Genomic DNA, 23,858 nt, shown 5'->3' with positions numbered 1-23,858 from the left:
ATTGAGCGGCAATTTTACAGATGATTTCTGATTTAAAATTCAAACAAACAGCCTTTACTTTGCAGGTCGCTGCATCCGCACAAGCTTATTGTAGGCATCAACAAGAATTGCCTCTTTATCGTGTATCGTATAATATTCCGCACCCAGGCTTAACCCGTTGTCAGTGCGCTCCAACATTACCTTGACAAAGCCATGCCGGGTGTCACACGAATACTCCAGTTTGGCTCCATTCAGAACTTCGCTTTCGGCGCTAAAACGCTCGTCATCGATATGGGCCACAGGATGCAGCTCGTCAAAACCACCTGCGCCGGCTACTATGTATGGCACGGTGATGCCATTTGGATAACGCTTGCTGATACGCTGGTAATTATGTACGTGCCCGCTAAAAACCATATTAGGCCAAACATTGGTTTTGGTAAATGCGCCCTCGAGGAATTCGATCATGGGTAAGCTGGAACCATGGTTAACATCGGCCGAGTATGGCGCGTGATGGATACAAACCAGCAATGCTTTTTTGGGATGGTTTTGTGCAGATGACTTTAATTCCTGCAGAAACCACTCCCGCTGCTCCGGCGTTATTATGCCATATTTGGGCACATTGCTATGCAAGCCAATTATAGTGGCGAGCGGCGTATCCAGCGTCCAGTAAATATTGGGCTGCACCATGCTTTTCCGTGGGCTCTCGCCGGCAAATAGTATTGCCCGTTGTTGAGTATCGCAAAAAACAGCAGCAAAAGCATCCAGACTTTGGTATGGCTCACCGGCATTGGGGTTTATGTCGCTGTCGTGATTGCCGGCTATGGCAAATACAGGGCCGGGGTAATTGTTATAGGGATCAAAAAACTGGCTTTTGTAATATTTTTCTTCTCCATGGCTATACACTACATCGCCCAGGTGATACAGGAACGAAGGTTTGTTTGCCGCCGCCGAAGTTTGATACTGGGCGGCCATGGCATCGGGCACCCTTTTCTGAAAATCCGGATCGCGAAAGCCACCAGTATCGCCCACTACATGAAATACCATGCGGTTATCGTTCATATCGGGCAATATGTCGTTAACATTTAAATGGTAGGGATACTTTCCGGACGGCGGGGGAGGCGGCAAAAACTTATAGGTATCGTCGGGCTGATCTTTTTTAAAAACGGGGGTGGTATATTTAGGGGATATTATCATTTAGCGTTAATCATCGAAAGACCAAACATACCAAACAAATATAAATTGAGGGTGAACAAAAGTTTAAACGCAGGGTACTTCCGGTTTATGGCATCAGGCTATTCATGCAGCACCAGGATAGCTTTCACTGATTTGTTCATTACCTGGTTTACCGTGCTTCGGGTAAATAGCCGGTAAACAATGTTATGATGATGTTTAACCAGGCAAAGGATGTCGGTTTCGTGTGTTTGGACAAAATCAACAATGCCGTTTATAGCGCTGCTGTTGTTAATATAGTTAAAATCAAGTTCGGCATTTTTTATTAAGCCGCTTAATTTGGCCTCTCCTGTTTTGATATGTTTATCGTCGGGCTTATCGGCTACATACAGCACCTGCATTTTAGCGGACGCAAATGCCTGCACCATCTCGTTCAACGCGTTTACATCTTCGGCAGACAAGCGGGTTTCAAAATCTGTGGCCAGCGTAATCACCGGCACCCTGGAGAACTTGCTTTCCAACGGAATGATTAAGGTAGGCGTTTTCACCCGGCTTACCATCATACTTGCATTACTGCCAACAATACCGGCAATACCTGTTGCACCGGTTATGCCCATCACCAAAAGCTCCACAGGGTTTTTATCAACGTAACGCGTTATTACGTTTTTCAAAAAACCAACATCGCAAAGCGTGCTAACCTTTACCGAAGCATAAACTTGCTGCCGGGTAAATTCGGCCGCCCACTCCTTTAAAGCCTCCCTTTTGTTGTTGTAATAATCTTCAATAAAAATAGCGTTGTAAGTGCTGTTGTTAATGCCTTCGGTAGGGTGTATGGCATGTATAACACAAACATCCCTGTTTAATACAACGGCCAGCTCCATAGCGTAAGCCATTGCGTTGGCAGCGCTTTTTGAAAAATCGGAAGCAACAAGAATCTGTTTCATTTTTGGCCTTTTAAATAAACAAATGGAAAAACATGAATAATAAAGATGCTAAAATTATTGCTACCGGTAAAGTGAGTACCCAGGCCATCGCAATATTTTTTATTGTTTTATTATTAAGATTGCCTTTACCGCCTGAAGCAACCATAGCACCGGCAATACCGCTTGAAAGCACATGTGTAGTACTCACTGGCAAACCAAATGCCGTACTAAGCCCAATGGTTGATGCTGCAACAATTTCGGATGTGGCCCCCTGCGCATAGCTTAAATGTTCGTTACCAATTTTTTCGCCAATGGTAACTACAATCCTTTTCCAGCCAATCATGGTACCCAACCCAAGCGATACGGAAATGATAGCGATAACCCATACCGGCGCAAAATCTGTAACATGCTCCAGCTCGTCAGAGGCAGCTGTAAGCATGGCCCGGTCTTTTGCCGGTAACTGCATCTTATTGTCTTTAAGCACTGTCCTGATTGCTTTTACCGTTCCTTCTACCTGTTTACGGTAATTATAGGTTTTGGCTACATCGGTTTCATTTTTTTCGGCCAGCGAAGCTTTTGCCTGGGAAATTATATCCGCAAGCTTTATAAATTCACTGTTGGGGGTATTGCTGGTTGTGGTATTTTTAGCAACCACGAGGCTGGCCTGATTAAACGCAGCCAAAACTTTATCATTACTAATATGATGATTAACAGCAAACCGGGCTGGTAAAAAGGCTATCAGGATTAGCATAAATAAGCCAACGCCCTTTTGCCCATCATTACTGCCGTGAAAAAAGCTAACCAGGGTACAGGTAGTAATGAGTAAAAGCCTGATGAGAATTGGCGGCCTGTCATTTTCGCCGGTTGGGATATGAAACAAGGCATGTGATTTAGTTACATGCTTTAAAAACAACATAAGCAGGGCCGCTGCACCAAAGCCAATAATGGGCGATAAAATAAGCGACATACCTATCTCTTCGGCTTTACCCCAGTTTACGCCCGGGCCGTGGTAGTACCAGGTAAAAGCAAGGCCGGCGCCAATCATAGCGCCAATCATGGTATGCGAACTGGAACAGGGAATACCCAGATACCAGGTGCCCAGGTTCCAGATGATAGAGGCAAGCAACACCGATAACACCAGGCAAGCGCCTACACTCACGGGCAAAGTCATCAAGGCATCAAGCGGCACCAGCTTTAAAATACCCATGGCTACCGTTACACCACCCAGAAACACGCCTAAAAAATTCCATAAGCCCGACCAGGGAATAGCATACACTGGTTTCAAGGCCCGGGTGTATATTACGGTAGCTACCGCATTGGCTGTATCATGAAAGCCATTCACAAACTCGAACCCGATAACGGCCAGGATGCAGACGATAAAGACAACCAGTAAATAACCGCTTAAATTAACCTGGCCAATAAAAGGAAGTGTGGCTGCAAGTATTGAAATATGCATATCAAATTATGTTTTATCCCGGCAGGCTTATTTAGCCTTTTTAACCTGCTCTCAAATAACAGCTTCAAACATTGCTTTAATACCAATTTCCGGTTAACTATTTGTTATTTAATTGCTTATCGCTTTTTATTAACATTTGATACCAAATAGCTACAGTTTGATCAGCTTGCCATTGTACACCACATGGCCGGCTAAAGAAATTATATATACATAAATGCCGGGGTTAAGGTTTACCGGTACTGTATTTTGCAGGTTATTGAGCGTTTGGGTTATGCTGAGCTTGCCGCTGGCATCGTATAATTTAAAATCATAATTATTGATATCGCCGCTTAAAATGGTAAATTGTTTGTCAACAGGATTTGGGTACACGGCGAACTGCTTGTTTTGCAACACAACGGCTTTAACAGTATCAGTATAAATAACCTGGTTATCGGCGGTGGTTAGTTTGGCCCGATAGTATTGTACCTGTTTGGGTGCGGCATCTGTAAATTGATAACTAAGCTGGTTTGTGATTACCGGCGATGTGCCGATTGATGTAAAGGAAGCCGGGGCGGTCATTTTTTCCCAGGTAATGGATTTTAGGTTTACGGTGCTGCCCAGGAAAAGATCTAACGAAACTTTATCGCCTGTAACGTTTGCCAGTAATGTTTTCACATAACAGCCAACGCCTTGCGTGGTAACATCAATGGTGTAGCTTTTTAGGCCTTCAAAATCATTCCCAGTGGCACTTACGGCAAAATATTGGGAGGTTTGTTGCTGGGCGGGGATAATAACCGAGGTGTCTGTTACGGTACTTAGTCTTTGCAAAACGTTACCTTTTATGGTGTAAACCGTATAGCCTGTACAGCCTTGCTGCGGCGACCAATGCAATAAAGTACCCTGAGTACAATTATAACCAACTCTTAACGCTATCGGGGCCGAGATACTGAATTCGGCACTTAAAAACGAGTTGTTGCCAATATCCATTTTCAGCATGGCCGTACTGAATACATCCGGGGCCTGCCAGTTATAATAATTATTTTTCAGCGTTACGTTATTAATGGCTTTCCAGGTAACTCCATGATCATAGCTGATGCTTAGCCTGCCTGTTGCCGTATCAAAGGAGCTTTGCCAGCGCAGGTAATTATCGTCGGCAGCAAAAAGCTGACTGGAAGCTACGGGATAAATCCATTCGAACTTATTTACCTGGATGGACTGATAAGCCACGTAAAACTTTTGCGGACCCAAGGGGACTTTCCGACCTTTTACGTGCACGGTGTAACTGCCGGCTACCGGATTTGCAATAGCTACCTGCTCGATATTATTTATGGTATCGGCACGCCTTTGAGCCGGCGCTTTCAGCGAGTCAAGCGAGGGATAGCTGCTTAGCGTCCATGGCAAAATAATTTTCCCATCGGGGCTTTTAACCGACAGATCCAGGTCGTTAACCAGGGCGCCGGGTGCATTTAGCGCGGCGGCGGGATCTGTCCAGGCTATTGACACCTTTAATTCTTTTGTGCCCGCGGATACATCTACCAAAAAATCGCTTTGGCCGCCATTACCAACTGCGCCACTGTTAAACCGGCTCTCCTGCATGGTACGCATAGCTTCAAGGCCGTTTAGTTTGCCGTAGCCGGTTTTAAAATCAACATATGCATTGCCAATATCATCGGCCGAGTTGATCAGTATTGTTTTAATTAAAGCCGCCGGGGGTAGGCTTCCGTGCCTTATTTTATAGGCTTGCTGCAACAGGGCAACAGTCCCGGAACCGAGCGCGGCGGCGCCCGAAGTTCCATCTTCGCCATCGGCCACCAACTCGGGCTTTACGCGGCCATCGTAGGCCGGACCGCCAGAGCTTAAATCTTCGGGCAGATTAGTGCGACCGGTACCGCCTATTACCAGCACATTTTTGGCCTGCTTAAAATCGCCCGATAAATTGGCTACGCCTGTTAAACCATTATAAACGCCCGTAGCCGGCGCGTTGAGCCCAACATTGCCCGACGAAAACACATGTACAATGCTGTCATTTGCCCATACCTGCTCATCATAAGCCACAGACTCGGCACCGTAGTAATTTTCAATTCCGGTACCATAGGAGTGATTTTGCAAACCAATATCAAAGGCTTTAAAAACAGCAATGCTGTCAGGAAACAGGTTGATGAAATCGGCAGAAGTAAAACGTACTCGGGGTGCAGCGCCAAGCCCTTTTATAAATGAATTGCCATTACCGCCAATAAGCGTGGCCATGGTGGTAGCATGCCCGGATGTAATAGTTGATGCAGGGAAAGATGCAAAAGTACGACCAAGCAGATCAAGATCATTATCATATTTATCTTCTTTAACACTTACGTTGATGCCCTGGCCGTTAATGCCTGGGTAAATGCTTTGTATTGTACTGATGGTATTTGCGCCCAGGTCGATATCGCTGATTGCCAGTTCGGCGTGTGCCTTGCGGGTGTTATCTGCAAAAACAACATATGGTTGCTGTAATAATTCATTTAGCTTATTAACGGGGATATTGGTTGTTACCCTATTGCCATATGTGCTGGTTATCCTGCCATACTTTCCCACATTTGCTATGGCCGACACATTCCTCAGGGTAATATCAACAGCAATCTTACTGCTGCTTTTGGGATGCTTTTGGGTAGTTAGGGCAAGGTTATCTGATGCCTTCCACAGGAAATTTGCAGGAGCTGCAATTTCAAAACTCTCACTTTGCAGGATGGACTTATTTGATGCTACTATATAGTAATTGTATGAAAGTCGTTTTATAACGCGCACATTCACGGGGGGTGCAAATGGCCGTTTATTGATCTTAACTACATAATAATTTACAGAATCGGCATTGGATGTTTTGTTTGCTGCCGAATAAAGGTCTTTGATCATTTTGTCGCCCACGGTTTGTTGCGACCACGAATACTTAAAACAAAAAATAAAAAAAATAATAGGCAATAACTTTTTAGCCATGCTTTAAGTTAAATAAAAATAAGGGAGGGCAATGCCCTCCCTTATAGTGAATAAGATAGTACCCGATTACTTGATAAATGTTTTAGTATAAATAATTTAAAGCTATTACATCATTTGGATTAAAAGTACGGTCGGTACCTGATGAACAAGCCAGCATCCATGAGCCCGCATCGGCTTTTGTTGGTGTACCGGGAATGTTAATGGCACCTATACCGGCACTGCCTTCGTTTGAGCGGCGGCCACCGCAGCTAAACGCGCGGTTCATATAATCGGTATGGCGGAAACCAATGCAATGGCCTATCTCGTGCTGCAAAACCGAAGTTAAGTAATTTACATCGGGATTAGCGCCATAAGCCTGCTCGTTGGTATTCATTTGAATTTGGTTATAAGGATCGCCGGCTGATGTTGGGAAGCCCGATGAGCCCAGGGTAATGTATCCCCCGCTTGGCCCTTCGTTAAAACCAATTACCTGGATATTACCGCCGCTGCTTACAATCTGGAAATGAATAGTAAGGTTTAATGCATTGTAACGTGCCACCGCATTGCTTGTTGCTGTTGCGTAAACCGTTGGCAGGTTTGATACCGATACGGTAATTGTACGGGGCAGGCTTTTAACCAGGTTGGTGGTTCGGTACTGCTCGTTTTCGGCAATCCTTAAATTGGGGCTTGTACTTGCTTCTGATAAATTAGCTGCTGTTAAAAGGATATCGCCTTCTACCAGGTAATTATCCCCCTGCTTTCTGACTTCATCGGTACTGAAACCCAGATCACCTATTTTTTTTAATACATCTGCCGAAACTGCTGTTGTTTGTTTTGCCGGCTGGCTGTTATTTTTAGTACAAGAAAACAGAACGGACGCAGTGACGCCGGCACAAAGGCCAATTGTTAATAATACCTTGTTTTTCATGTGTGTTTGTGTGTTATGTTAATGTTCGTAAGGTTTTCCTAAAAACTACAATCGGCTGGCCAGCATTTCAAAAAATATAACTTATCGGGTAATTATATTATTCGTTTAATTGTATACAATTACAATCTTAATTTTTAGTTAAGCGTAAATTAATTTATATTTTTCTAAAAAGCAAAAAATGGCAATTATTTTTCTGATGGTTAAATGTATAGCCCAATAGTTACTTGCGGATTTACTACTACATACCATGTAATAAAATGCAGCTTTCCGAATACCCATAAATTAAAAAAAGGCCTGTCTCTTTCGGGATGGCCTCTCGTTAACTTAGTTGTTTATTTGTTTTGCTGAGGTTTGGCCAGTCGCGATATTCGGGCCTCCTCCCAGTTAACTACTTGTTTTTTGGGTTATATTTTTAATCACTTCATCTAATTCATTTGCCGACGAGGCCAGGTACTCCAATACCTTTTCTCTTTCAGCATCATCGGGGGCCAGGTTTTTTATGATGGGGATTAAGCCCATTATCCGCACAAGCGGCGCCCTGATAATGTGCGATTGGATCCACGATATTTCTTTGAGTTTTTTGTTTTGCTTTTCTATTTCAATGATATGTTTCAATTGGTCGGTAATATCATGGGCAATGATTAGCTTGGCTTTTTTACCTCTATAATCCATGCAGTTACTCTGAATATCAACCTGGATAAGTTCGCCGTCTTTCTTTTTATGGGTAAAGGTCCCCCTTTTAGTCAGCCCATCATTACCCATAGGCTCTTTTATGAGTTCCTCCACTTTTGCAATATCCTCCGGCGGCCTGATGTCTTTTATCGTCATCGACAAAAATTCATTGCGGCTGTAGCCATATTTTTTTATTGCAGCGGCATTTACATCCAAAAAACGCAGCGTTTCTGTATCCACAACCCATTTGGGCAAGGGACTTAAATCAAATAAATCGCTGTATCTTTTTTCAGATTCAAGTAACAGCAGGTTTGCTATTTTACGCTCGGTGATATCTTTAAAAAATACCGAGAGGCCTTTATCTGCCGGGTAGGCGCTTATGTCGTACCATTTTTCCAATGGTGTAAAATAGTCTTCAAAGTGCACATATTGCTTCAGGGCCATTGCCTCATGGTACCTGTTATATGATTCAGAATTTACCGAGCTTTCAAATACCTCCCATAAATTCTTCCCTAAAATGGTATCCCTCGGCGTTTTCAGTACCTTTTCTGCAGTATTGTTCCAATAAGTAACAATCCAATCATCGGTTACAGCAAAAAAAGCATCGCCTATGCTTTCCAAAATCCTGTTTTTTTCTTCAGATAATTGCCTTCGCTCAAGCGAAAACTCTACTTCCTTTTGCATTTCTGCCATCTTTATGCTCTGAACAACTTGCAATTCGTTATACTTTTTTAGTTGAAATGCCCATAATGCGCAAATAAAAGAGATAACCGCAGTCAAAAATATATGTATCGCCAGTGTGCGAAGGTCAAAATAGCTTAGTTGGGTAAAGTATATCTCCGGGAGGCCGGCATCCTGAAGATAACTGAATAGCCCATGGTGAATAACAACCACCACAAGTATAGGAATTTGAAGTTTCCAGTTTTGATAGGTGATCATTGCTGTGCAACCAATGAAAGCAAAAAAATGCATTTCAAACATCCCGTGCATCTGGTAAATAAATTGTGCCATAAATAAACCAAATACAGCACTTAAAACATATTGATACAGTGTTGAGCCCGGCAAAAGTAATTTTGTAGAATAGTATGCAACTAAGCAAATACCCCCAACCCCAATAGCAATGAGCCAGGTATCGTAAAAGGTTGCTAAAAAAAGCCCTACCAGGAAATAAGCGACCAAAAAATAATTCATTATTTTATCTGATCGTTCTTTTACACCAAAAAGGAGTGCATCAGGCTGATCAGGTAATGAAAGTTGGTTATACATACTTAAATAATCATTTATTGCAATTGGGCAGCCGGCAACCGTATGCTCTGAGCGCAAGTTCGTTAAAAGCCAGCTTAGGCTGCGCACCTAATAATCCCTTTATAGCCATTTTTGCATAGTTTGTTTTTTCATCAGTACAGTACCTGCTCCGGTTATAGTTGCCCCGGTAATATAATTCATGCTGCGAATTTAGCAACACCGCCTGTGGGGTTGAATATACGCCGCAAGCCTTAGCAATGGATTGATCAAATGTAACCGGAATATTTAAACCCAGTTTATCCTGAATTTGCCCGGCCGTATAGCTGGCGTTATTTAATACTACCACCACAAACCTTACCTGGCTGCTATATTGATTTACCAGCGATTTGAAAACAGTTATGTTAAAACGGGAACACGCGCAATCCGGATTAAAAAAGTGCAGGAAAACAGGTTGCTTATTTTCCTTTTTTAATTGCCCCCCTAAGCTAACAAACTGACCCTGGTAAACCGGTGTATAGTTTTTGGGCACCGGGGTTGGTAATTGGTAAACAAATTCATTGTACCAAAATAAAGCCGCGGCCGCGCCAAATAAAAAAATTAACCAAATAGCCACCATCAGCTTTTTCATCCTGTTTTTTACGTAAGAGCCGCTTAAAAGTTACTTATTTATAATAAGATATGGTATGTGGCCTATATTTATAAATAGGGAACCGGGTAAGAAAGGCCCTTGCCTATACAGTATTTCCAATATCCGGAAAAATACAATAAGAATACTTTCTTTGACCAGGTCAGAGATTCTTCAGTTTCCTTAACCTCGAAAAATTTTACAAAAAAAAGATAAAAACAGTTTTTTTTCCTATCATTACGGATGCGATTTTATCTGGGAACCCTTACCCTCTTATTTTTCCTTATTTCGGCCAATGGCCCTGCGCATGCAACACGCCGCGCTGTTCGCAAAAATCATAAGACAACAAAATCTGCAAAAAGGCATAAACATTTTAGTGCATATACCAGGCCTGTTATTGATACAGCCATTTCAACGGGATGTGCCAGCCCCGAGGAATTGATAACTTTTGCAAAATCGCTGCAAGGCATCCGGTACCGGTTTGGATCAACTAATCCCGAAAAAGGGTTTGACTGCTCGGGCTTTGTTAACTATGTATTCAATCATTTCGGCATTTCTATCCCCAGGAGTTCGATCGACTTTACCGACGTTCAGGGTGGGGTTGATTTAAAAGATGCCAAATTTGGCGACCTGATATTATTTACAGGCACCAAAAAACATACACGCAGGGCCGGCCATATCGGCATCATTGTATCTATGCCCGGCGAACCAATCCAGTTTATCCACTCCACATCGGGCGAGGCAAATGGTGTAACCCTCACAACCATGAATGATTATTATATGGGCCGTTATATGCGTACAATCCGCGTATTTTCTGATAATAACCAGGCCAATACTTATCCTGAAACTGCTTCGCGTTAGGCTTGCGGCTATTGCCACGTGTAAGCATCCACTACGGCATTTTTCAGAATAATTAACAACCTCAAAACGAGCCAAATACAAACACCCGGGGTTATTATCGTTGAATTTCATCCTCAATGTCAAAAGTTATCATACCTTTGCAGCCCATCAAAACAGTGCGGGATGGAGCAGTTGGTAGCTCGTCGGGCTCATAACCCGAAGGTCGTAGGTTCGAGTCCTGCTCCCGCTACATCAAAAGCCTTTAGTGAAAACTAAAGGCTTTTTTATTATTTAAAAATCGCGGCAATAATCACCCTTTTAGGTGCAACCTGCTCAAAGGCGAATGTTCGTTTGGGCTCTCCCTTTTTCAATTCGACAGGTCATCATTCCTGATCTCGTTTTTGCTCTTTTTGATACCATCCCGCAAACCTCCAAAATTATAGTTCAGGCTGATGTTAAAGGACCGGAAATATTCCCTGCCGGTGCTGTATTGTGAAAAGTTGGGGCCAAAGGTCTGATTTTGATTGTTGCGGTATTTGGTGAATGGATTTTTGATCCCCGCAGCAAAACCCAGATTGTTTTTAATCAACTCTTTATTCACTCCAAATGCCGTACTTACCATCCCGTTTGAGGTACCCTGCAAGCCGTTAGGGTTTCGGCTTATTACATTCATATCAGCATTGATGCGCCAGCCGTTACCAACCTGGAAGGCGTTGGATAAAGCAAGGAAATAGATGTAACGGTTGTTATGGCTAATAACGCCATCATTGGGGCCAGATAGCCACAGGTACATCAGGTTGCCGTTTAAATTCACATTATACCATTTGCTTACCGGGTAACCCATGTTAAAGTTGGCACCCAGGCTTTGGGCCTTGCCCACATTGGCATAAGTGGTGCTGGTTACCTGCGTTGCATTGTTAAAATGAGTGACTTTAAGATCGAGATTGTTCATGAACGAATAATCCAGCCCGATATTTACCGACAGTTTTTTGTTGCTGCTATAACCCGCCTGTATATCATTTAACACCACTGGGCGAAGGTTTGGATTGCCGGTTGATTCAATGTTTGGGTTAGAGCGATCGATATATGGATTGAGCCTGTTTATTCCCGGCCTTCTTATCCGTTGAGAAAAACCGAAATTGACACTGCTCTCGTTCTTGAAATTTTTGCTTACTGCAAATGACGGAACAACGTTCAGGTAATTTTGATCGGCAACCGATCCGGATGAAATGAAATCGGCCCGTATCATAGTTTGCTCAAGCCGTACCCCGGCGCTAATGTTCCAGCTTTTTAGTGATACCTGGTAAGAGTTGTACGCGCTGTAAACATTTTGAGTGTTGGTATACAAATCTGACAACGATGGGTTCAATTCAAACTCGCCGTCGGCGGGGTTTAATGAGTTATATCTGAAATCGCTTGCATTGTTTCTGAATATAGCTTTTACTCCGGCTTCCATATTTACCATTTTTACCGGTGTCTCAAAATCCACCTGAACGGTTTGCTCCCTGAATTTTTCGTGATCATATTGTTTGTAGTTTGATGCTGCCTGGTTAACCTGGTTTAAAAAGCTGATATCAGTATTTTGATCGCTGGGGTTTGTACTGTATTGATAAGAAAATGTAAGGAAGCGGTTCTTTACAGCTTTAAAGCCCAACTGGTAATTAAGCGCCGCATCAATACCGTAGGATGTGCCAGTATTGTTATTCAAAAGGTCATAATGCTGTGGCGCAATATTCGCCCCATTTAAAGCAGAAGAAAGGCTGCTGCTACCGTTTGAACGGTTCCCATTGATATTGAACTGACCTGAGATGAGTTTAAGCGAGTCGATTTCATAACTTAACTGTGTGCCGAAATAGGCATTTTTATTATTTGATTTACTGAAACCCTCCTGTTGCAAATCCCCGGCTGATTCACCTGAACTTGTCCTGCTGTTGGAAAAACTGGTTTGCGGTGAATTATATATACTTGCCCCACCGAATGCCGACACACCAAATTTGCCCATTTTAGCAGTAAATGAACCGCCAACTCCCGGACCGCCAACCGGCCCGCTTTCATTCACATTCAGTGTTCCGTTATAGCCATCGTTCACTTTTTTATCGGTGACGATATTAATAATCCCGGCCAGGCCTTCGGCATCGTATTTAGCCGGAGGTATGGTTATCACCTCAATTTTCCGGATGGTAGAAGCAGGCATACTTCTGAGTATGGCTGTCAGGTTGCCATTCACCATGCTTGAGGATTTGCCATTAATGAGTACCTTATAACTGGAATTTCCTTTTAGCAAAATATTGTCGCTGCCATCTAACGAGATAAAGGGAATTTTATGCATCATGCCTAAAACACTACTCCCTTTGCTTTCCGGATCAGCCTTCAGGTCATAAACAACCCTATCGGCCTTTTGATTAATGATGGGCCTGTCGGCAGTAATCGCCACTTCTTTTAACGAGGTAACTTGTGCTGCAAGGTAAATGTTGCCCAGGCTGGTATTTTTAGCCAGATCAACAACAATGGCTTTTTGCCGATAGCCTACAGCCACTATGGTTATATGGTAACGCATTTTTTGCAATGCCGAAAAAACAAACAGGCCGCTATCTTTTGTTACCATAGCCCGCACCGGCTCGCCTTTTTCATCTTTTAACCTAACGGTGATAAATGACAACGGCTCATGACTAACAGAATCAATTATTTTACCGGATAAGCGATACGCTCCCGGGGTCGATTGCGCCAGCGCAGCTTTATTGAACATTAATAATGCGCTGATAATTAATACTATGCAGATGGAATTAAGTTTAGTTTTCATTGTGATAAAATTTTAATGGTAGAAAATATGGGATGTAGTTATCCATTAAGGGCTGTAACGCGCTTTTAAGGGATGTGAAAAATTAATTGGATGTGTTAGCCGGACTTATTGCTGGCTGCCTTTTTTTCTTTGAATGGCTAAATAATAAGTCAGGAACCCAGCGGATATAAAGATGGTTTCGACACCGTATGGCAGGGGCGAATCTTCGGCGCTGTAGGGAATGTATTGCATGGTTACCAAGCCAAAGCCGGCAAAAAACAGGATGATGCCCCACTTTAATGATTCGGTACCAAAGCCCGAGAGCTGTGCTAAAAATTTAACCGAGCTTTCATTCAGCGGCCCGGCATCCAGTATCCTGTTCTTAAGCCTGTAATTAAACAGAGCAACAATCAAAACTGCTAATATGATGAAAAACACTATGAGGATGATAAAGGGAAGTAACTGTTTCATGATGTTGTTATTTTAAATGATTTGATACAGTAGTCAGCAAAATAAGATAATCGGTTGCAATTATTTTTTATTATTTTTTGCAACCGTTTTGCGCCGCCGGCTGACTACTGTAATATGTTAAATGAAAGGGAAGTTATATCCAGGATAATTAAGGGAGATTTCCGCGCCTTTGAGCTATTGGTAAAAGAATATGAAAAACTGGTATTCTTTGTAACTAACCGCATTGTACAGGATTTGCAGGATAAGGAGGATATTTGCCAGGAAGTTTTTATTAAGGTACACCATAGCCTGCCCAAATTTAAGTTTGAGTCGAAGCTTTCTACCTGGATAGCCCGTATTGCTTATTTAACTGCCATCGATTACACAAAAAAATATAAAAACCAACGACAGAACGATTACCCGGAAAATTTAGACAGCTATTACTTTACCAATGAAACTCCTGAGCAGGTTTTAACGAAAAAGAACATTTCCGAATATATTAACCAACTGATAGCTCAAATGCCGCTGGCCTACCGAACAGTACTAACATTGTATCACTTAAATGAATTTTCGGTACAGGAAATAGAGCAGATTACCGGCACGCCCGAAGGTACCATAAAGAGCAATTTGTTCAGGGCGCGAAAACTGTTGAAGGAAAAAATAGAAAAAGACACCAAAAATGAGCCAATATGAAAGAGCTAAATGACGAAGAAATACAACGGTTGCTGGATGGTGACCTAAAATTACCCGGCGATTCGTTATCGGCAGATGAACAAACAAACCTGGGGCAGTACCAGCTGTTGTTTGAAAAATTGAAAGAAGAACCCAAAGAGGGTTTGCCATATAATTTTGCTTCAAAAGTTAAAGCACGTTTACAGGCACAAATCAACCGGAAAAAAGACATTCAATTTTATTTGGTGTCTTTAGTTGTATTGGCAACTGGTTTCGCGGCTTTTTATGAATTGCTGGCATTTGTTAATTCCGATGCAAGCAACCAGCTTTTTTCAGTTGCCTTTAAATTTAAATGGATTGTTATTTTAGGCGCAATACTGTTTTTAGGAATACTGTTTGGCGATCAAAAACTGGTAAAAGAAAAGATCATAAAAAACTAAAAGTGATAATCCCGTCCAGGTTCATAACATTAAGGCGCGGATTCGGGTGATGTTTCCCATATCGAAATCGGGCAAGCTTGAAAAATCAAGATTTATCCGATTTTTTTTGCTCCTTGCTTAGCGTTTGTTAAATAGCCTGAATGAAAAATACTGGGTTTGATGTAGTTTAACAGGCCAATCACGCGTTAAATTCTGTCGCAATACACCCCCCAAATTGTCACGGATGCCTATGCCCTGGCAACAAAAAATCATTTAATTTTGAGATAGTTAACAGCTGCCATTAAAAAAATTAATGCCGGCAAATTTTAACGTTTTATCACACCAAAATTATTTACCTATGTTACCCATCAAACCACACCTCTGGTTCGACCAGGATGCAAAACAAGCGGCTGAATTTTACGCATCGTTCATGCCCGATTCGGCCGTCAATTATGCCAATCACTTCCCAATGCCCGGTGGCGAATGTGAAGTAGTAGAATTTACTATTGCAGGCCAGTCGTTCTTCGGCATCAGTGCCGGGCACAAACTTGGTATCAATCCGTCCATTTCATTTATGGTCAATTTTGATCCCTCGCGCAACCCGGAGGCTGACAAACATATCGACGAAATCTGGAATAAACTTATCGAAAACGGCAAAATAATGATGCCATTGGATAGCTACCCTTTCAGCAAACGTTATGGCTGGGTTGAAGATAAATATGGCGTATCCTGGCAACTGATGCTAACCGAGCCGACCGGCGAAGAAAGGCCTGTAATAGTCCCTTCGCTGTTGTTTACCCCACCAGTTGCAGGTAAAGCCAATGAAGCAATCGACTTTTACTGCTCGGTATTTAAAGATAGCAAACGCGGTACCACAGCATTGCGCCCGGAAGATATGGGCCCGGATAAAGCAGGCACACTCTTATTTGCCGATTATTATATTGATAAAACCTGGCTGGCCGCTATGGATAGCGCGCATCCGCATGGTTTCAATTTTAACGATGCTGTGTCGTTATTAATCCCTTGTGAAACCCAGGAAGAGATTGACTACTATTGGTCGGCACTTTCAGCTGATGGCGAAGCCGGGCAATGCGGCTGGTTAAAAGACAAATTCGGCGTATCGTGGCAGGTGGCCTCTACCGTCATGTTCGATGCGCTCAAAAACGGCAGCCCTGAACAAATTGCGCGGGTTACAGAAACTTTTATGACGATGAAGAAAGTTCAAGTCGCAACCCTGCAGCAAGCCTATAATGGTGAGTGATGAATTGTCCTTACCAGGCTTATCTGTAGGTGCCGCGTGAGTAATTTGCCCTGTTATGGTCTGAAAAGGCAAAGCCGGTAAAACGGACAAAATAATTCGGGTTGAGTTTGGATGGCCGCTATTATGAAAATGGAAGCCCCAGGTTGAAAGACTTGGGGCTTTTTGAAATTTTGTGTGTTATTTAGCAAGGAAAGGCAAAGTTTATTCTTCCCGGACAAGAACCTGGCTCAATGCTTATCTGCTCTTTTTTGGGGTGTAATTGTTGCCGTACCTATCTTTAAATAACTCTGCAAAACCTTGCCGAAGAACAACAATGCCTGCTTTTCTTAGCGGCAAGTTGTTGGTAAAAGTAATAGACGAAGCATTACCATTAATTACCAACTCATTTTCCAAATTGTAGATCCCATTCCCAGCGGCGAAATAGTAACCACCGGTTGGCTCAATTCTTAAATACTCGAAGGGTATCTTGATTTTATCGGCTATATCTATTACTCCATAGCGCCCGTCTTTATTCATAGCGATGAAATTGTCGTTTACATATTGCATGTAACTATATTTGAATTCGTGCAATATTTTACCCGACTTCTCCACCAAAAAATATTTGCCATCTTTTTTCCCAAGGTAGTGCTTTCCTGCTTTGATGAAATCATCAAACTGCACCGGCACTCGTATTTTGTTGTTATAATCAATAAGCCCGTATTTATATTCACTAAAGGGCCTATCACTTTTTTGTTTCAATGCGCAGATGATTACCTGGTTGTTAGGATCAACTTCCAACTTATTATAAAAAAGGGCAACAGCAATCTTACCTGTCCGGCTATCTACCAGCCCCCGCATTCCATCTTTGCCAAAGAAAATAAAGCCACAAGTAATAGAGATGCCTACCTCGTCATAAATTGGCTGAAGAATTATGTTGCCCTGCTTATTAACCAATCCCATTTTATTGGCCGGGTCAGTCTCTGTTCTTAAATAGTTTGTGTTAGGTATATTATAAAAATCGCGGCAATATGGCTCAAGAATAATCTTGCCCTCCTTGCTCAACAATCCAAAGCGGCGTTCACCACCTACAGATGCCTGGATGTTCAGTACTCCATCAACCATAAAGGGAAAAACCTTGCCGCTCATTGGCGGGAACATCTCTTCTCCTTTCCTGTTTAAGATGGTTACAAGACTGCCTTTATTGACAATAAACAAATCAATCCCATTGGTATCCACCATACAGGCCTCGATATAATCGTATTTGGGGGTTATAAAAACATGCCCCAAAGTATCCGCAACACCATATTTGCTTTCTTTTTTTAAAAGAATAAAATTGGCCAAATAACTTTTTATCCATTGATAATCAGGTTGTAATATAACCTTATTGTCTGATTTTTTGATTAATCCATACAGGTCGCCGGCGTTGTTTTTTTGATATCGATCATCTATGTTGGATGTTAACTCATGATACTTTCTTTCGGCATCCTGGTAAGGCTTTCGCAGCCATCGTTCACGCGTTGCTATTATGTTTGCTATATCATTATATGGAAACTCATTACCATCCAGATCGAGGCAGTATGGCTTATCATCTTTCATTACAATAGCAAGAACTTTAATTTCTTGTTGAAAAGACAAGGAGTCAAACGCAGAAACGAGTTGATAATTTCGTTGCTTTATAAGTTCGCGAAATTCAGGAGCGGCCACATAGCCGTATTTATCCGCCTTAAATTTTTGTGCAAAGGATGGCAAGCCGTTAGTTATTAACATAAACCCTAAAACACAACCGATAAGGTTATTGAACTGAAGTTTATAACGCCGCTGCAAAGTTTCTGAAATTAGGATAGCTGCAAAAAAGGAACAAAATTTCATAACACCGATGTTTGACCACTATTTTTACTCAAATATATCAAACGAAATAAGACACCAGCAATCAAAATTTGTTCTGGTTGGTAGCTCGTCGGGCTGATAAAGCACCCGCCGTCAAAGAAGATAAATGAATTTCGGGAACGGAGGTCATAAGTATGCTGCAGGTCAAAAGCAAAATCACTTTGCAGAAATTACGCGACGAGGGGAAAATCCGGTTTACATCCGCGAATTTGGGCTAAAGCCCTCTTTCTGTTGGATTATAGCCCGTTGGCTGAAGCCAAACGGCAATGAACGGTTTAGTTCATTGCCATCCCTTTTAAGGGGCGGATAAGCATAAATTGGAAGCATAGGGGCTTTAGCCCAAATAACCCGTTAGCGACAATTTGATTAGTCGCCCATCATCAGATCAAAAATTTAAAACTTTTACCTATCATTGCGTCACAAAAACGCATAGGGTTTCCCCTGTTCATTAAACCGGTTATAACATTACATTTCTTCTTGTATCTCAATAAAATAAAGCATATTTATAATTCGTGCCGCGTTGGCACGGCCAAAGCCAAACAAAACCCTTAACACGCTTAAACTAATGACCCAAACTCCTGCGTACCTCGAATCAAAAAGCCATTATAAAATTTTAGACGGACTGCGCGGTGTAGCCGCCCTGTTAGTGGTAACCTTCCACGTTTTGGAGGCCAATAATGGTGGCAGCCGCTTTGCCCAGATCATTAACCACGGCTACCTGGCTGTCGATTTCTTTTTCCTGCTTTCGGGCTTTGTTGTTGCTTATGCTTATGATGACCGTTGGGGAAAAATGGGCCAGTGGGATTTTTATAAACGCAGGCTTATCCGGTTGCAGCCAATGGTTATCATGGGCAGTATTATTGGGGCCATATTTTTTTATTTGCAGGCATCGCCTACGGTGTTCCCGCTTATAAGCGCAACACCTGTTTGGAAAATGCTGCTGGTTATGGTGGTTGGCTTTACGCTTATCCCGCTGCCAATCTCGATGGATATACGCGGATGGCAGGAAATGCACCCGCTTGATGGCCCGGCCTGGTCGCTGTTTTTTGAGTACATAGCCAATATTTTGTACGCGGTAATTGTGCGCCACTTTTCAAAAACGGTGCTTGCCATATTTGTGGCCATATTTGCCGGCTTACTTATCAACTACCTGGTAACAGGGCCGCAGGGCGATGTTATAGGTGGCTGGAGCATCAATAAACAGCAAATGAGCATAGGCTTTATACGGTTGCTCTACCCGTTTTTCGCCGGGGTTCTGCTTTCGCGCTTAGGAAAGCTTATCCACATTAAAAGTGCGTTCGCGGTATGCAGCATACTCGTTTTTATTGTACTGGCTATCCCCAGAATTGGCGGTACCGGGCAGCTTTGGATGAATGGTTTATACGAAGCCTTTGTGATTATTATCATGTTCCCGCTTATTGTTGCCATTGGCGCCGGCGGCGAGCTTACCGGCAAAACAGCCACCAAAGTGTGCAAGTTTTTTGGCGATATTTCTTATCCCATTTATATAACCCACTACCCTTTAATTTACTGGTACACCGCCTGGGTTATTGATAATAAAGTACCCATGGGCTACAGCCTTTGCATAGGCTCCCTGGTATTGATTAGTAGCATTGCTATTGCCTACGCCTGCCTTAAACTCTATGACGAGCCTGTTCGCGAATGGCTGAGGAAACGTTTTTTGGTAAAAAAGGCAGCGTAATAAAACCGGGCTTTACATTTTGAATAATCAACAAAGAGAGTGTACCAGTATGGGGTGGTACGCCTTGGTAGGGGTGGTACACTACCTGCAGTTAATGTTTGCATGTAATTCAAATTAAAAAATATCCATTTCGCACAAAGACGGTAAAACGCAAAGCATTTCTTTTTCTTTACTTCTTGGCGTCTGTATAAATTGGGTTTACTAATGTTTTTATGCTTCTAATGAAACGACAACAACGTATTTCGCATGTCGGCTACGATTCACCCCGGCTACGCTGCGCTGGCCGACCCTCTCTCTGGCTGCGCCGCAAAGAGGGTTTTGGAATTTAAGTCCATATAAAACAAAACTCATTATCAAACAATTATCCATACAAACCCTCTTTCCATCGCAGGTGAAGAGAGGGTGGCGCCCCGATAAAATCGGGGTCGCCGGGTGAGTATTCGCCACCATGCGATATATGTCATTCCCCTTCAAAATTTCGCGAAATTTTACGACTATGCCTACCCTGCCAGCCTACAAGCAACTTTTTATCAACACTTTGCAAATGCTCTCTTAAAAATTAAATAGTTTTACCTTTTATTACCATTACGCTACAGCTATGAGCACAGTAAACATTCCACGACTTGATCTTAACGATTATATAAACGGCACGGCTGCCGACCGCAAGCAATTTTCGGACAGTATTGGTGCGGCCTTTAACCAAACAGGCTTTGTTACCATTACCAACCATGGCCTAAGCAAGCAGTTGATAGACGAGCTTTATGCGCAGGTTAAAGCCCTTTTTGCGCTACCCGATGATGTAAAGCAAAAATATGAGATACCCGGCCTGGCAGGCCAGCGAGGCTATACCGGCAAAGGTAAAGAAACCGCTAAAGGCTTTAAAACTCCCGATTTAAAGGAGTTTTGGCAAATAGGCCAAACCGTAACAGACGGCGACCCTATTAAAGATATTTACCCGGACAACGTAGCGGTTGATGAGCTACCCTCATTTAACGTTACTACCCTGGAGGTTTATAAAAAGCTGGAGGATGCCGGCAAGCACCTGCTGCAGGCTATTGCGATGTATTTAAACCTGCCCGAAAATTATTTTGACGATAAAGTACACAACGGCAACTCGATATTGCGTACCCTGCATTATTTCCCGATTATCGATCCCGATTCTGTTCCTGACGACGCGGTACGCGCCGGTGCGCATGAGGATATTAACCTGATTACGCTTTTAATAGGCGCCAGTGCCGATGGGCTCGAACTGCTTACCCGCGAAGGAGCCTGGTTCCCGGTTAAGGCTCATGGCGAGGATTTGGTGGTAAACGTAGGCGACATGCTGCAGCGACTAACCAATAACAAATTGAAATCTACCACGCATAGGGTAGTAAATCCGCCGCGCGAACTGATGAAGTATTCCCGGTTTTCGGTGCCCTTTTTCCTGCACCCAAAATCGGGGATGGATTTAACCAGCCTGGAATCGTGTATTGATGCCGATCACCCCAAACTATATACCGATATCACTGCAGGCGAATACCTGGACGAGCGGTTGAGAGAGATTGGATTGAAGATGTAAAACATGAAAAAAGCCCTCTCCAATCAGGAAAGGGCTTTTTTACTCCTTTATAATTTATTTTGAGGCTATAGTTACTTCGCCAGCATAGCCTTTCCGCCAATATTCCCTTCAATCCCTTGCCTTCTTTTATACAAAACAAAAACACCGGTTGCCAACAGGCCAATTGCGCCTTCAATAAAAACCGCTTGCCTTGGGCCAAGTTCATTGGCCAGCCAGCCCACCATCAGGCTGCCCACGGGTATCATTCCCTGGTAGGCCATTACATAATAGCTGATGGCCCTGGCACGCATGGCAGGTATGGCATGTGTTTGGATGTAGGTGTTAATGGCCGATGTTTGTGCCATCATCCCCAAACCGGTAAAGCTCATAAATATTAGCGCAAAGGGCAATTTGCCGGCATAGGCCACCATCAGCACGCTTGAGCCAAAAATAAGGCCGGCTACTATAATTATCCTGACCAGGTTTTTATCTGTTTTTAAATTGGCCAGGTAAACAGCGCTGATAACCGACCCAATGCCCGCGGCGCTCTCAAACCAGCTAAACGTTTTAGCATCGCCGTTAAAAATGTCTTTGGCAAAAATAGGCATCAAGGTATTAAAGGGTATCACAAACAGGCTGCTTACGGTAAGCATCAATATCAGGCTGCTCAGGTCGCGGTCGCCGGATACGTATTTGAACCCATCCTGCAACTCCTGCCAGATACCTTTTTGTGATTTGCCAATTACGGCGGTGTTCAGCTTCATCATAAACAAACAGGCCAGCACCGGTATATAGCTTAAAAAGTTGCCGAAGAAACAAACATCTTCGCCAAATGTGCTTAAAATGATACCTGCCACGGCCGGCCCTGCTATACGGGCAAAATTGGTCATGGTTGAGTTTAAGGCGATGGCGTTGGGCAGGTCGGCCTTATTGTCAACCATCTCGACCATGATAGACTGGCGGCAGGTTACATCAAAGGCATTAATAATACCCTGCACCAGGCTTAGGCCGATTATAGCCGGGATATTATAAAACTTAAATAATATTAAAAAGGCCAGCGCGCCCGCCTGCAACATGGATACTACCTGCGTAATAACCAATATGCGGTAGCGGTTATGCCTATCTACAATGCTGCCGGCATAAGGTGCCAATATTAATGAGGGGATAAGGCTAACAAAACTAACTATCCCGAGCAATAATGCCGACCCGGTGAGCCTGTAAACCAGCCAGCTAACAGCTGTTTTTTGCATCCAGGTGCCAATAAGGGATACGGATTGGCCGTAAAAAAACAGCTTGAAATTACGGTATTTTAAGGAGCGGAAAATGTTCATTTATTTAATCATAAAACAAAGCAAGTTCAGGGGAGATCTTAATATAAGACTATTGAAATTGTTTCTGATGCAAATATCGGCCTTAATGATATATTTGTAAAATAGATTGTTTTAATGAATTTAATAGATAAAAACGATTGATTATGGAAATAAGACAATTGCAGTATTTTGTTAAAGCGGCCGAGACGATGAACTTCACCGAAGCCGCTGCCGCTGTATTTATTACCCAGAGCACGCTATCGCAACAAATAAAACAACTGGAAGATGAGTTGGGTATGCTGCTGTTTGACAGGATTGGCCGCCATGTACGCATTACCGAAGCCGGCCATATATTTTTAACCCACGCCAGCAAAATATTAAACGAGGTACAAAAAGGAAAGCAGGCCATTACCGAGCTCAATAACGCCGCCACCGGCGAACTTAACCTGGGCGTTTCCTACGCCTTTACATCGTTGCTGCTGCCGGCCCTGGCCCCATTTTCCAATAAATATCCCGGCATTAAAATATTTATAACCTACGGGAGCCCCGAAGAGCTGGAAAAAAAGCTGCGCCTGGCCGAGCTGGATATGATCCTGGCATTCCACAATCAATCAGACGATGAAGACCTGGAGATGCAGGTACTTTTCAGCAGCAGCATTGTGATGGTAGTTGCCAAAAACAACCCGCTGGCCAAACTGGAACAAATAAGCCTGGAAGAACTGGCCCGGCAGGAACTGATATTGCCCGGCAAAGGCTTTAGCTCGCGCGACTTTATCAACGCCCTGTTTTATAAAAACAAGATAGTGCCCAATATCAGGATCGAGCTGAACGATGTGCACTCGCTGCTATCGCTGATACAAGACGGCCACTGGGCAACCGTACTTAACGAAAAAGCTTTAATAGGCTGGCACAAAGTGGCCGCGGTGCCTATTATCGCCAAAGGCATCAAAAGGCAATCATACATCCTGTGGCAAAAAGGCGTTTACCGCAAAAAAGCCGCGATACTATTTATTGAGCAATTGGTGGAGGTTATGGGTAATGAGGAATAGCCGTACATCGAATTGATGTTAACCATAAAAAAATACAAATTATTCAT

Annotated in this window: 18 protein-coding genes and 1 tRNA gene; 8 read left to right on the top strand and 11 right to left on the bottom strand. The window is 43.0% G+C overall.

Annotation, left to right across the window (positions count from 1 at the left end):
- Positions 1–54: 54 nt before the first annotated feature.
- The 7 genes from AC1RM2_RS16625 to AC1RM2_RS16595 all read right to left on the bottom strand — a co-directional run bounded on the left by AC1RM2_RS16625 (position 55) and on the right by AC1RM2_RS16595 (position 9,926).
- Positions 55–1,173: a metallophosphoesterase family protein gene (locus tag AC1RM2_RS16625; protein WP_492986312.1), complete on the bottom strand. Its 1,119-nt coding sequence runs from the start codon at positions 1,171–1,173 to the stop codon at positions 55–57.
- Between the two features lie 98 nt (positions 1,174–1,271).
- Positions 1,272–2,093, bottom strand: a complete 822-nt coding sequence (locus AC1RM2_RS16620) for a universal stress protein (protein ID WP_492986311.1) — start codon at positions 2,091–2,093, stop codon at positions 1,272–1,274.
- A 10-nt stretch (positions 2,094–2,103) separates the two neighbouring features.
- Entirely contained in the window at positions 2,104–3,528 is a 1,425-nt protein-coding gene (locus AC1RM2_RS16615; protein ID WP_492986310.1) for an inorganic phosphate transporter, read from the bottom strand.
- 150 nt (positions 3,529–3,678) lie between these two features.
- On the bottom strand, positions 3,679–6,474 hold the full coding sequence (locus AC1RM2_RS16610; protein ID WP_492986309.1) for a S8 family peptidase: 2,796 nt from the start codon (positions 6,472–6,474) through the stop codon (positions 3,679–3,681).
- 82 nt (positions 6,475–6,556) lie between these two features.
- The gene (locus AC1RM2_RS16605; protein ID WP_492986308.1) at positions 6,557–7,381 is read right to left on the bottom strand and encodes a M57 family metalloprotease; all 825 of its coding nucleotides are present in this window, start codon (positions 7,379–7,381) and stop codon (positions 6,557–6,559) included.
- Between the two features lie 384 nt (positions 7,382–7,765).
- The gene (locus AC1RM2_RS16600; protein ID WP_492986307.1) at positions 7,766–9,319 is read right to left on the bottom strand and encodes a PAS domain-containing protein; all 1,554 of its coding nucleotides are present in this window, start codon (positions 9,317–9,319) and stop codon (positions 7,766–7,768) included.
- Positions 9,320–9,329: 10 nt separating this feature from the next.
- Complete coding sequence (locus AC1RM2_RS16595) at positions 9,330–9,926, bottom strand: TlpA family protein disulfide reductase (RefSeq protein ID WP_492986306.1); 597 nt, start codon at positions 9,924–9,926, stop codon at positions 9,330–9,332.
- A gap of 240 nt (positions 9,927–10,166) precedes the next feature.
- Here AC1RM2_RS16595 and AC1RM2_RS16590 point away from each other — a divergent pair, with 240 nt between their 5' ends.
- Together AC1RM2_RS16590 and AC1RM2_RS16585 are read left to right on the top strand one after the other, a co-directional pair.
- Positions 10,167–10,784, top strand: a complete 618-nt coding sequence (locus AC1RM2_RS16590; RefSeq protein ID WP_492986305.1) for a C40 family peptidase — start codon at positions 10,167–10,169, stop codon at positions 10,782–10,784.
- 156 nt (positions 10,785–10,940) lie between these two features.
- Positions 10,941–11,013 (top strand) — tRNA-Met (locus AC1RM2_RS16585).
- A gap of 117 nt (positions 11,014–11,130) precedes the next feature.
- Here the strand turns inward: AC1RM2_RS16585 and AC1RM2_RS16580 are convergent.
- A complete protein-coding gene (locus AC1RM2_RS16580; RefSeq protein ID WP_492986304.1) occupies positions 11,131–13,563 on the bottom strand; it encodes an outer membrane beta-barrel family protein in 2,433 nt (810 codons plus the stop codon).
- Positions 13,564–13,668: 105 nt separating this feature from the next.
- Positions 13,669–14,013: a hypothetical protein gene (locus AC1RM2_RS16575; RefSeq protein WP_492986303.1), complete on the bottom strand. Its 345-nt coding sequence runs from the start codon at positions 14,011–14,013 to the stop codon at positions 13,669–13,671.
- A 114-nt stretch (positions 14,014–14,127) separates the two neighbouring features.
- Between AC1RM2_RS16575 and AC1RM2_RS16570 the strand changes: the two genes are divergently transcribed.
- From AC1RM2_RS16570 to AC1RM2_RS16560, 3 genes are all read left to right on the top strand, one after another.
- Positions 14,128–14,685 (top strand): RNA polymerase sigma factor, encoded by a 558-nt coding sequence (locus tag AC1RM2_RS16570; protein ID WP_492986302.1) that lies wholly within the window; start codon positions 14,128–14,130, stop codon positions 14,683–14,685.
- Positions 14,682–15,104 (top strand): hypothetical protein, encoded by a 423-nt coding sequence (locus AC1RM2_RS16565; protein WP_492986301.1) that lies wholly within the window; start codon positions 14,682–14,684, stop codon positions 15,102–15,104. The genes AC1RM2_RS16570 and AC1RM2_RS16565 overlap by 4 nt, the downstream gene beginning before the upstream one ends.
- 337 nt (positions 15,105–15,441) lie before the next feature.
- A complete protein-coding gene (locus AC1RM2_RS16560) occupies positions 15,442–16,344 on the top strand; it encodes a VOC family protein (RefSeq protein WP_492986300.1) in 903 nt (300 codons plus the stop codon).
- A 234-nt stretch (positions 16,345–16,578) separates the two neighbouring features.
- On the opposite strand, the gene AC1RM2_RS16555 is transcribed toward AC1RM2_RS16560, so the two are convergent.
- Entirely contained in the window at positions 16,579–18,090 is a 1,512-nt protein-coding gene (locus AC1RM2_RS16555; protein WP_492986299.1) for a WG repeat-containing protein, read from the bottom strand.
- Positions 18,091–18,775: 685 nt separating this feature from the next.
- Here AC1RM2_RS16555 and AC1RM2_RS16550 point away from each other — a divergent pair.
- Together AC1RM2_RS16550 and AC1RM2_RS16545 are read left to right on the top strand one after the other, a co-directional pair.
- The gene (locus tag AC1RM2_RS16550; RefSeq protein WP_492986298.1) at positions 18,776–19,912 is read left to right on the top strand and encodes an acyltransferase family protein; all 1,137 of its coding nucleotides are present in this window, start codon (positions 18,776–18,778) and stop codon (positions 19,910–19,912) included.
- A gap of 598 nt (positions 19,913–20,510) precedes the next feature.
- Positions 20,511–21,473, top strand: a complete 963-nt coding sequence (locus tag AC1RM2_RS16545; RefSeq protein WP_492986297.1) for an isopenicillin N synthase family dioxygenase — start codon at positions 20,511–20,513, stop codon at positions 21,471–21,473.
- 71 nt (positions 21,474–21,544) lie between these two features.
- Here AC1RM2_RS16545 and AC1RM2_RS16540 read toward each other — a convergent pair whose 3' ends face one another.
- The gene (locus tag AC1RM2_RS16540; RefSeq protein ID WP_492986296.1) at positions 21,545–22,783 is read right to left on the bottom strand and encodes an MFS transporter; all 1,239 of its coding nucleotides are present in this window, start codon (positions 22,781–22,783) and stop codon (positions 21,545–21,547) included.
- A gap of 143 nt (positions 22,784–22,926) precedes the next feature.
- On the opposite strand from AC1RM2_RS16540, the gene AC1RM2_RS16535 reads away from it, so the two are divergent.
- Positions 22,927–23,811, top strand: a complete 885-nt coding sequence (locus tag AC1RM2_RS16535) for a LysR substrate-binding domain-containing protein (protein ID WP_492986295.1) — start codon at positions 22,927–22,929, stop codon at positions 23,809–23,811.
- Positions 23,812–23,858 lie beyond the last annotated feature (47 nt).

The organism is Mucilaginibacter sp. GW822-FHT03E02, from assembly GCF_058801545.1.
Note: the sequence above shows the minus strand (reverse complement) of the source record. Positions and strands in the feature narration are given on the sequence as shown.

Excerpts from the sequence above, each read along its gene's own strand:
- AC1RM2_RS16625 (WP_492986312.1), bottom strand. The coding sequence starts at position 1,173 with ATGATAATATCCCCTAAATATACCACCCCCGTTTTTAAAAAAGATCAG.
- AC1RM2_RS16620 (WP_492986311.1), bottom strand. The coding sequence starts at position 2,093 with ATGAAACAGATTCTTGTTGCTTCCGATTTTTCAAAAAGCGCTGCCAAC.
- AC1RM2_RS16615 (WP_492986310.1), bottom strand. The coding sequence starts at position 3,528 with ATGCATATTTCAATACTTGCAGCCACACTTCCTTTTATTGGCCAGGTT.
- AC1RM2_RS16610 (WP_492986309.1), bottom strand. The coding sequence starts at position 6,474 with ATGGCTAAAAAGTTATTGCCTATTATTTTTTTTATTTTTTGTTTTAAG.
- AC1RM2_RS16605 (WP_492986308.1), bottom strand. The coding sequence starts at position 7,381 with ATGAAAAACAAGGTATTATTAACAATTGGCCTTTGTGCCGGCGTCACT.
- AC1RM2_RS16600 (WP_492986307.1), bottom strand. The coding sequence starts at position 9,319 with ATGTATAACCAACTTTCATTACCTGATCAGCCTGATGCACTCCTTTTT.
- AC1RM2_RS16595 (WP_492986306.1), bottom strand. The coding sequence starts at position 9,926 with ATGAAAAAGCTGATGGTGGCTATTTGGTTAATTTTTTTATTTGGCGCG.
- AC1RM2_RS16590 (WP_492986305.1), top strand. The coding sequence starts at position 10,167 with ATGCGATTTTATCTGGGAACCCTTACCCTCTTATTTTTCCTTATTTCG.
- AC1RM2_RS16580 (WP_492986304.1), bottom strand. The coding sequence starts at position 13,563 with ATGAAAACTAAACTTAATTCCATCTGCATAGTATTAATTATCAGCGCA.
- AC1RM2_RS16575 (WP_492986303.1), bottom strand. The coding sequence starts at position 14,013 with ATGAAACAGTTACTTCCCTTTATCATCCTCATAGTGTTTTTCATCATA.
- AC1RM2_RS16570 (WP_492986302.1), top strand. The coding sequence starts at position 14,128 with ATGTTAAATGAAAGGGAAGTTATATCCAGGATAATTAAGGGAGATTTC.
- AC1RM2_RS16565 (WP_492986301.1), top strand. The coding sequence starts at position 14,682 with ATGAAAGAGCTAAATGACGAAGAAATACAACGGTTGCTGGATGGTGAC.
- AC1RM2_RS16560 (WP_492986300.1), top strand. The coding sequence starts at position 15,442 with ATGTTACCCATCAAACCACACCTCTGGTTCGACCAGGATGCAAAACAA.
- AC1RM2_RS16555 (WP_492986299.1), bottom strand. The coding sequence starts at position 18,090 with ATGTTAATAACTAACGGCTTGCCATCCTTTGCACAAAAATTTAAGGCG.
- AC1RM2_RS16550 (WP_492986298.1), top strand. The coding sequence starts at position 18,776 with ATGACCCAAACTCCTGCGTACCTCGAATCAAAAAGCCATTATAAAATT.
- AC1RM2_RS16545 (WP_492986297.1), top strand. The coding sequence starts at position 20,511 with ATGAGCACAGTAAACATTCCACGACTTGATCTTAACGATTATATAAAC.
- AC1RM2_RS16540 (WP_492986296.1), bottom strand. The coding sequence starts at position 22,783 with ATGAACATTTTCCGCTCCTTAAAATACCGTAATTTCAAGCTGTTTTTT.
- AC1RM2_RS16535 (WP_492986295.1), top strand. The coding sequence starts at position 22,927 with ATGGAAATAAGACAATTGCAGTATTTTGTTAAAGCGGCCGAGACGATG.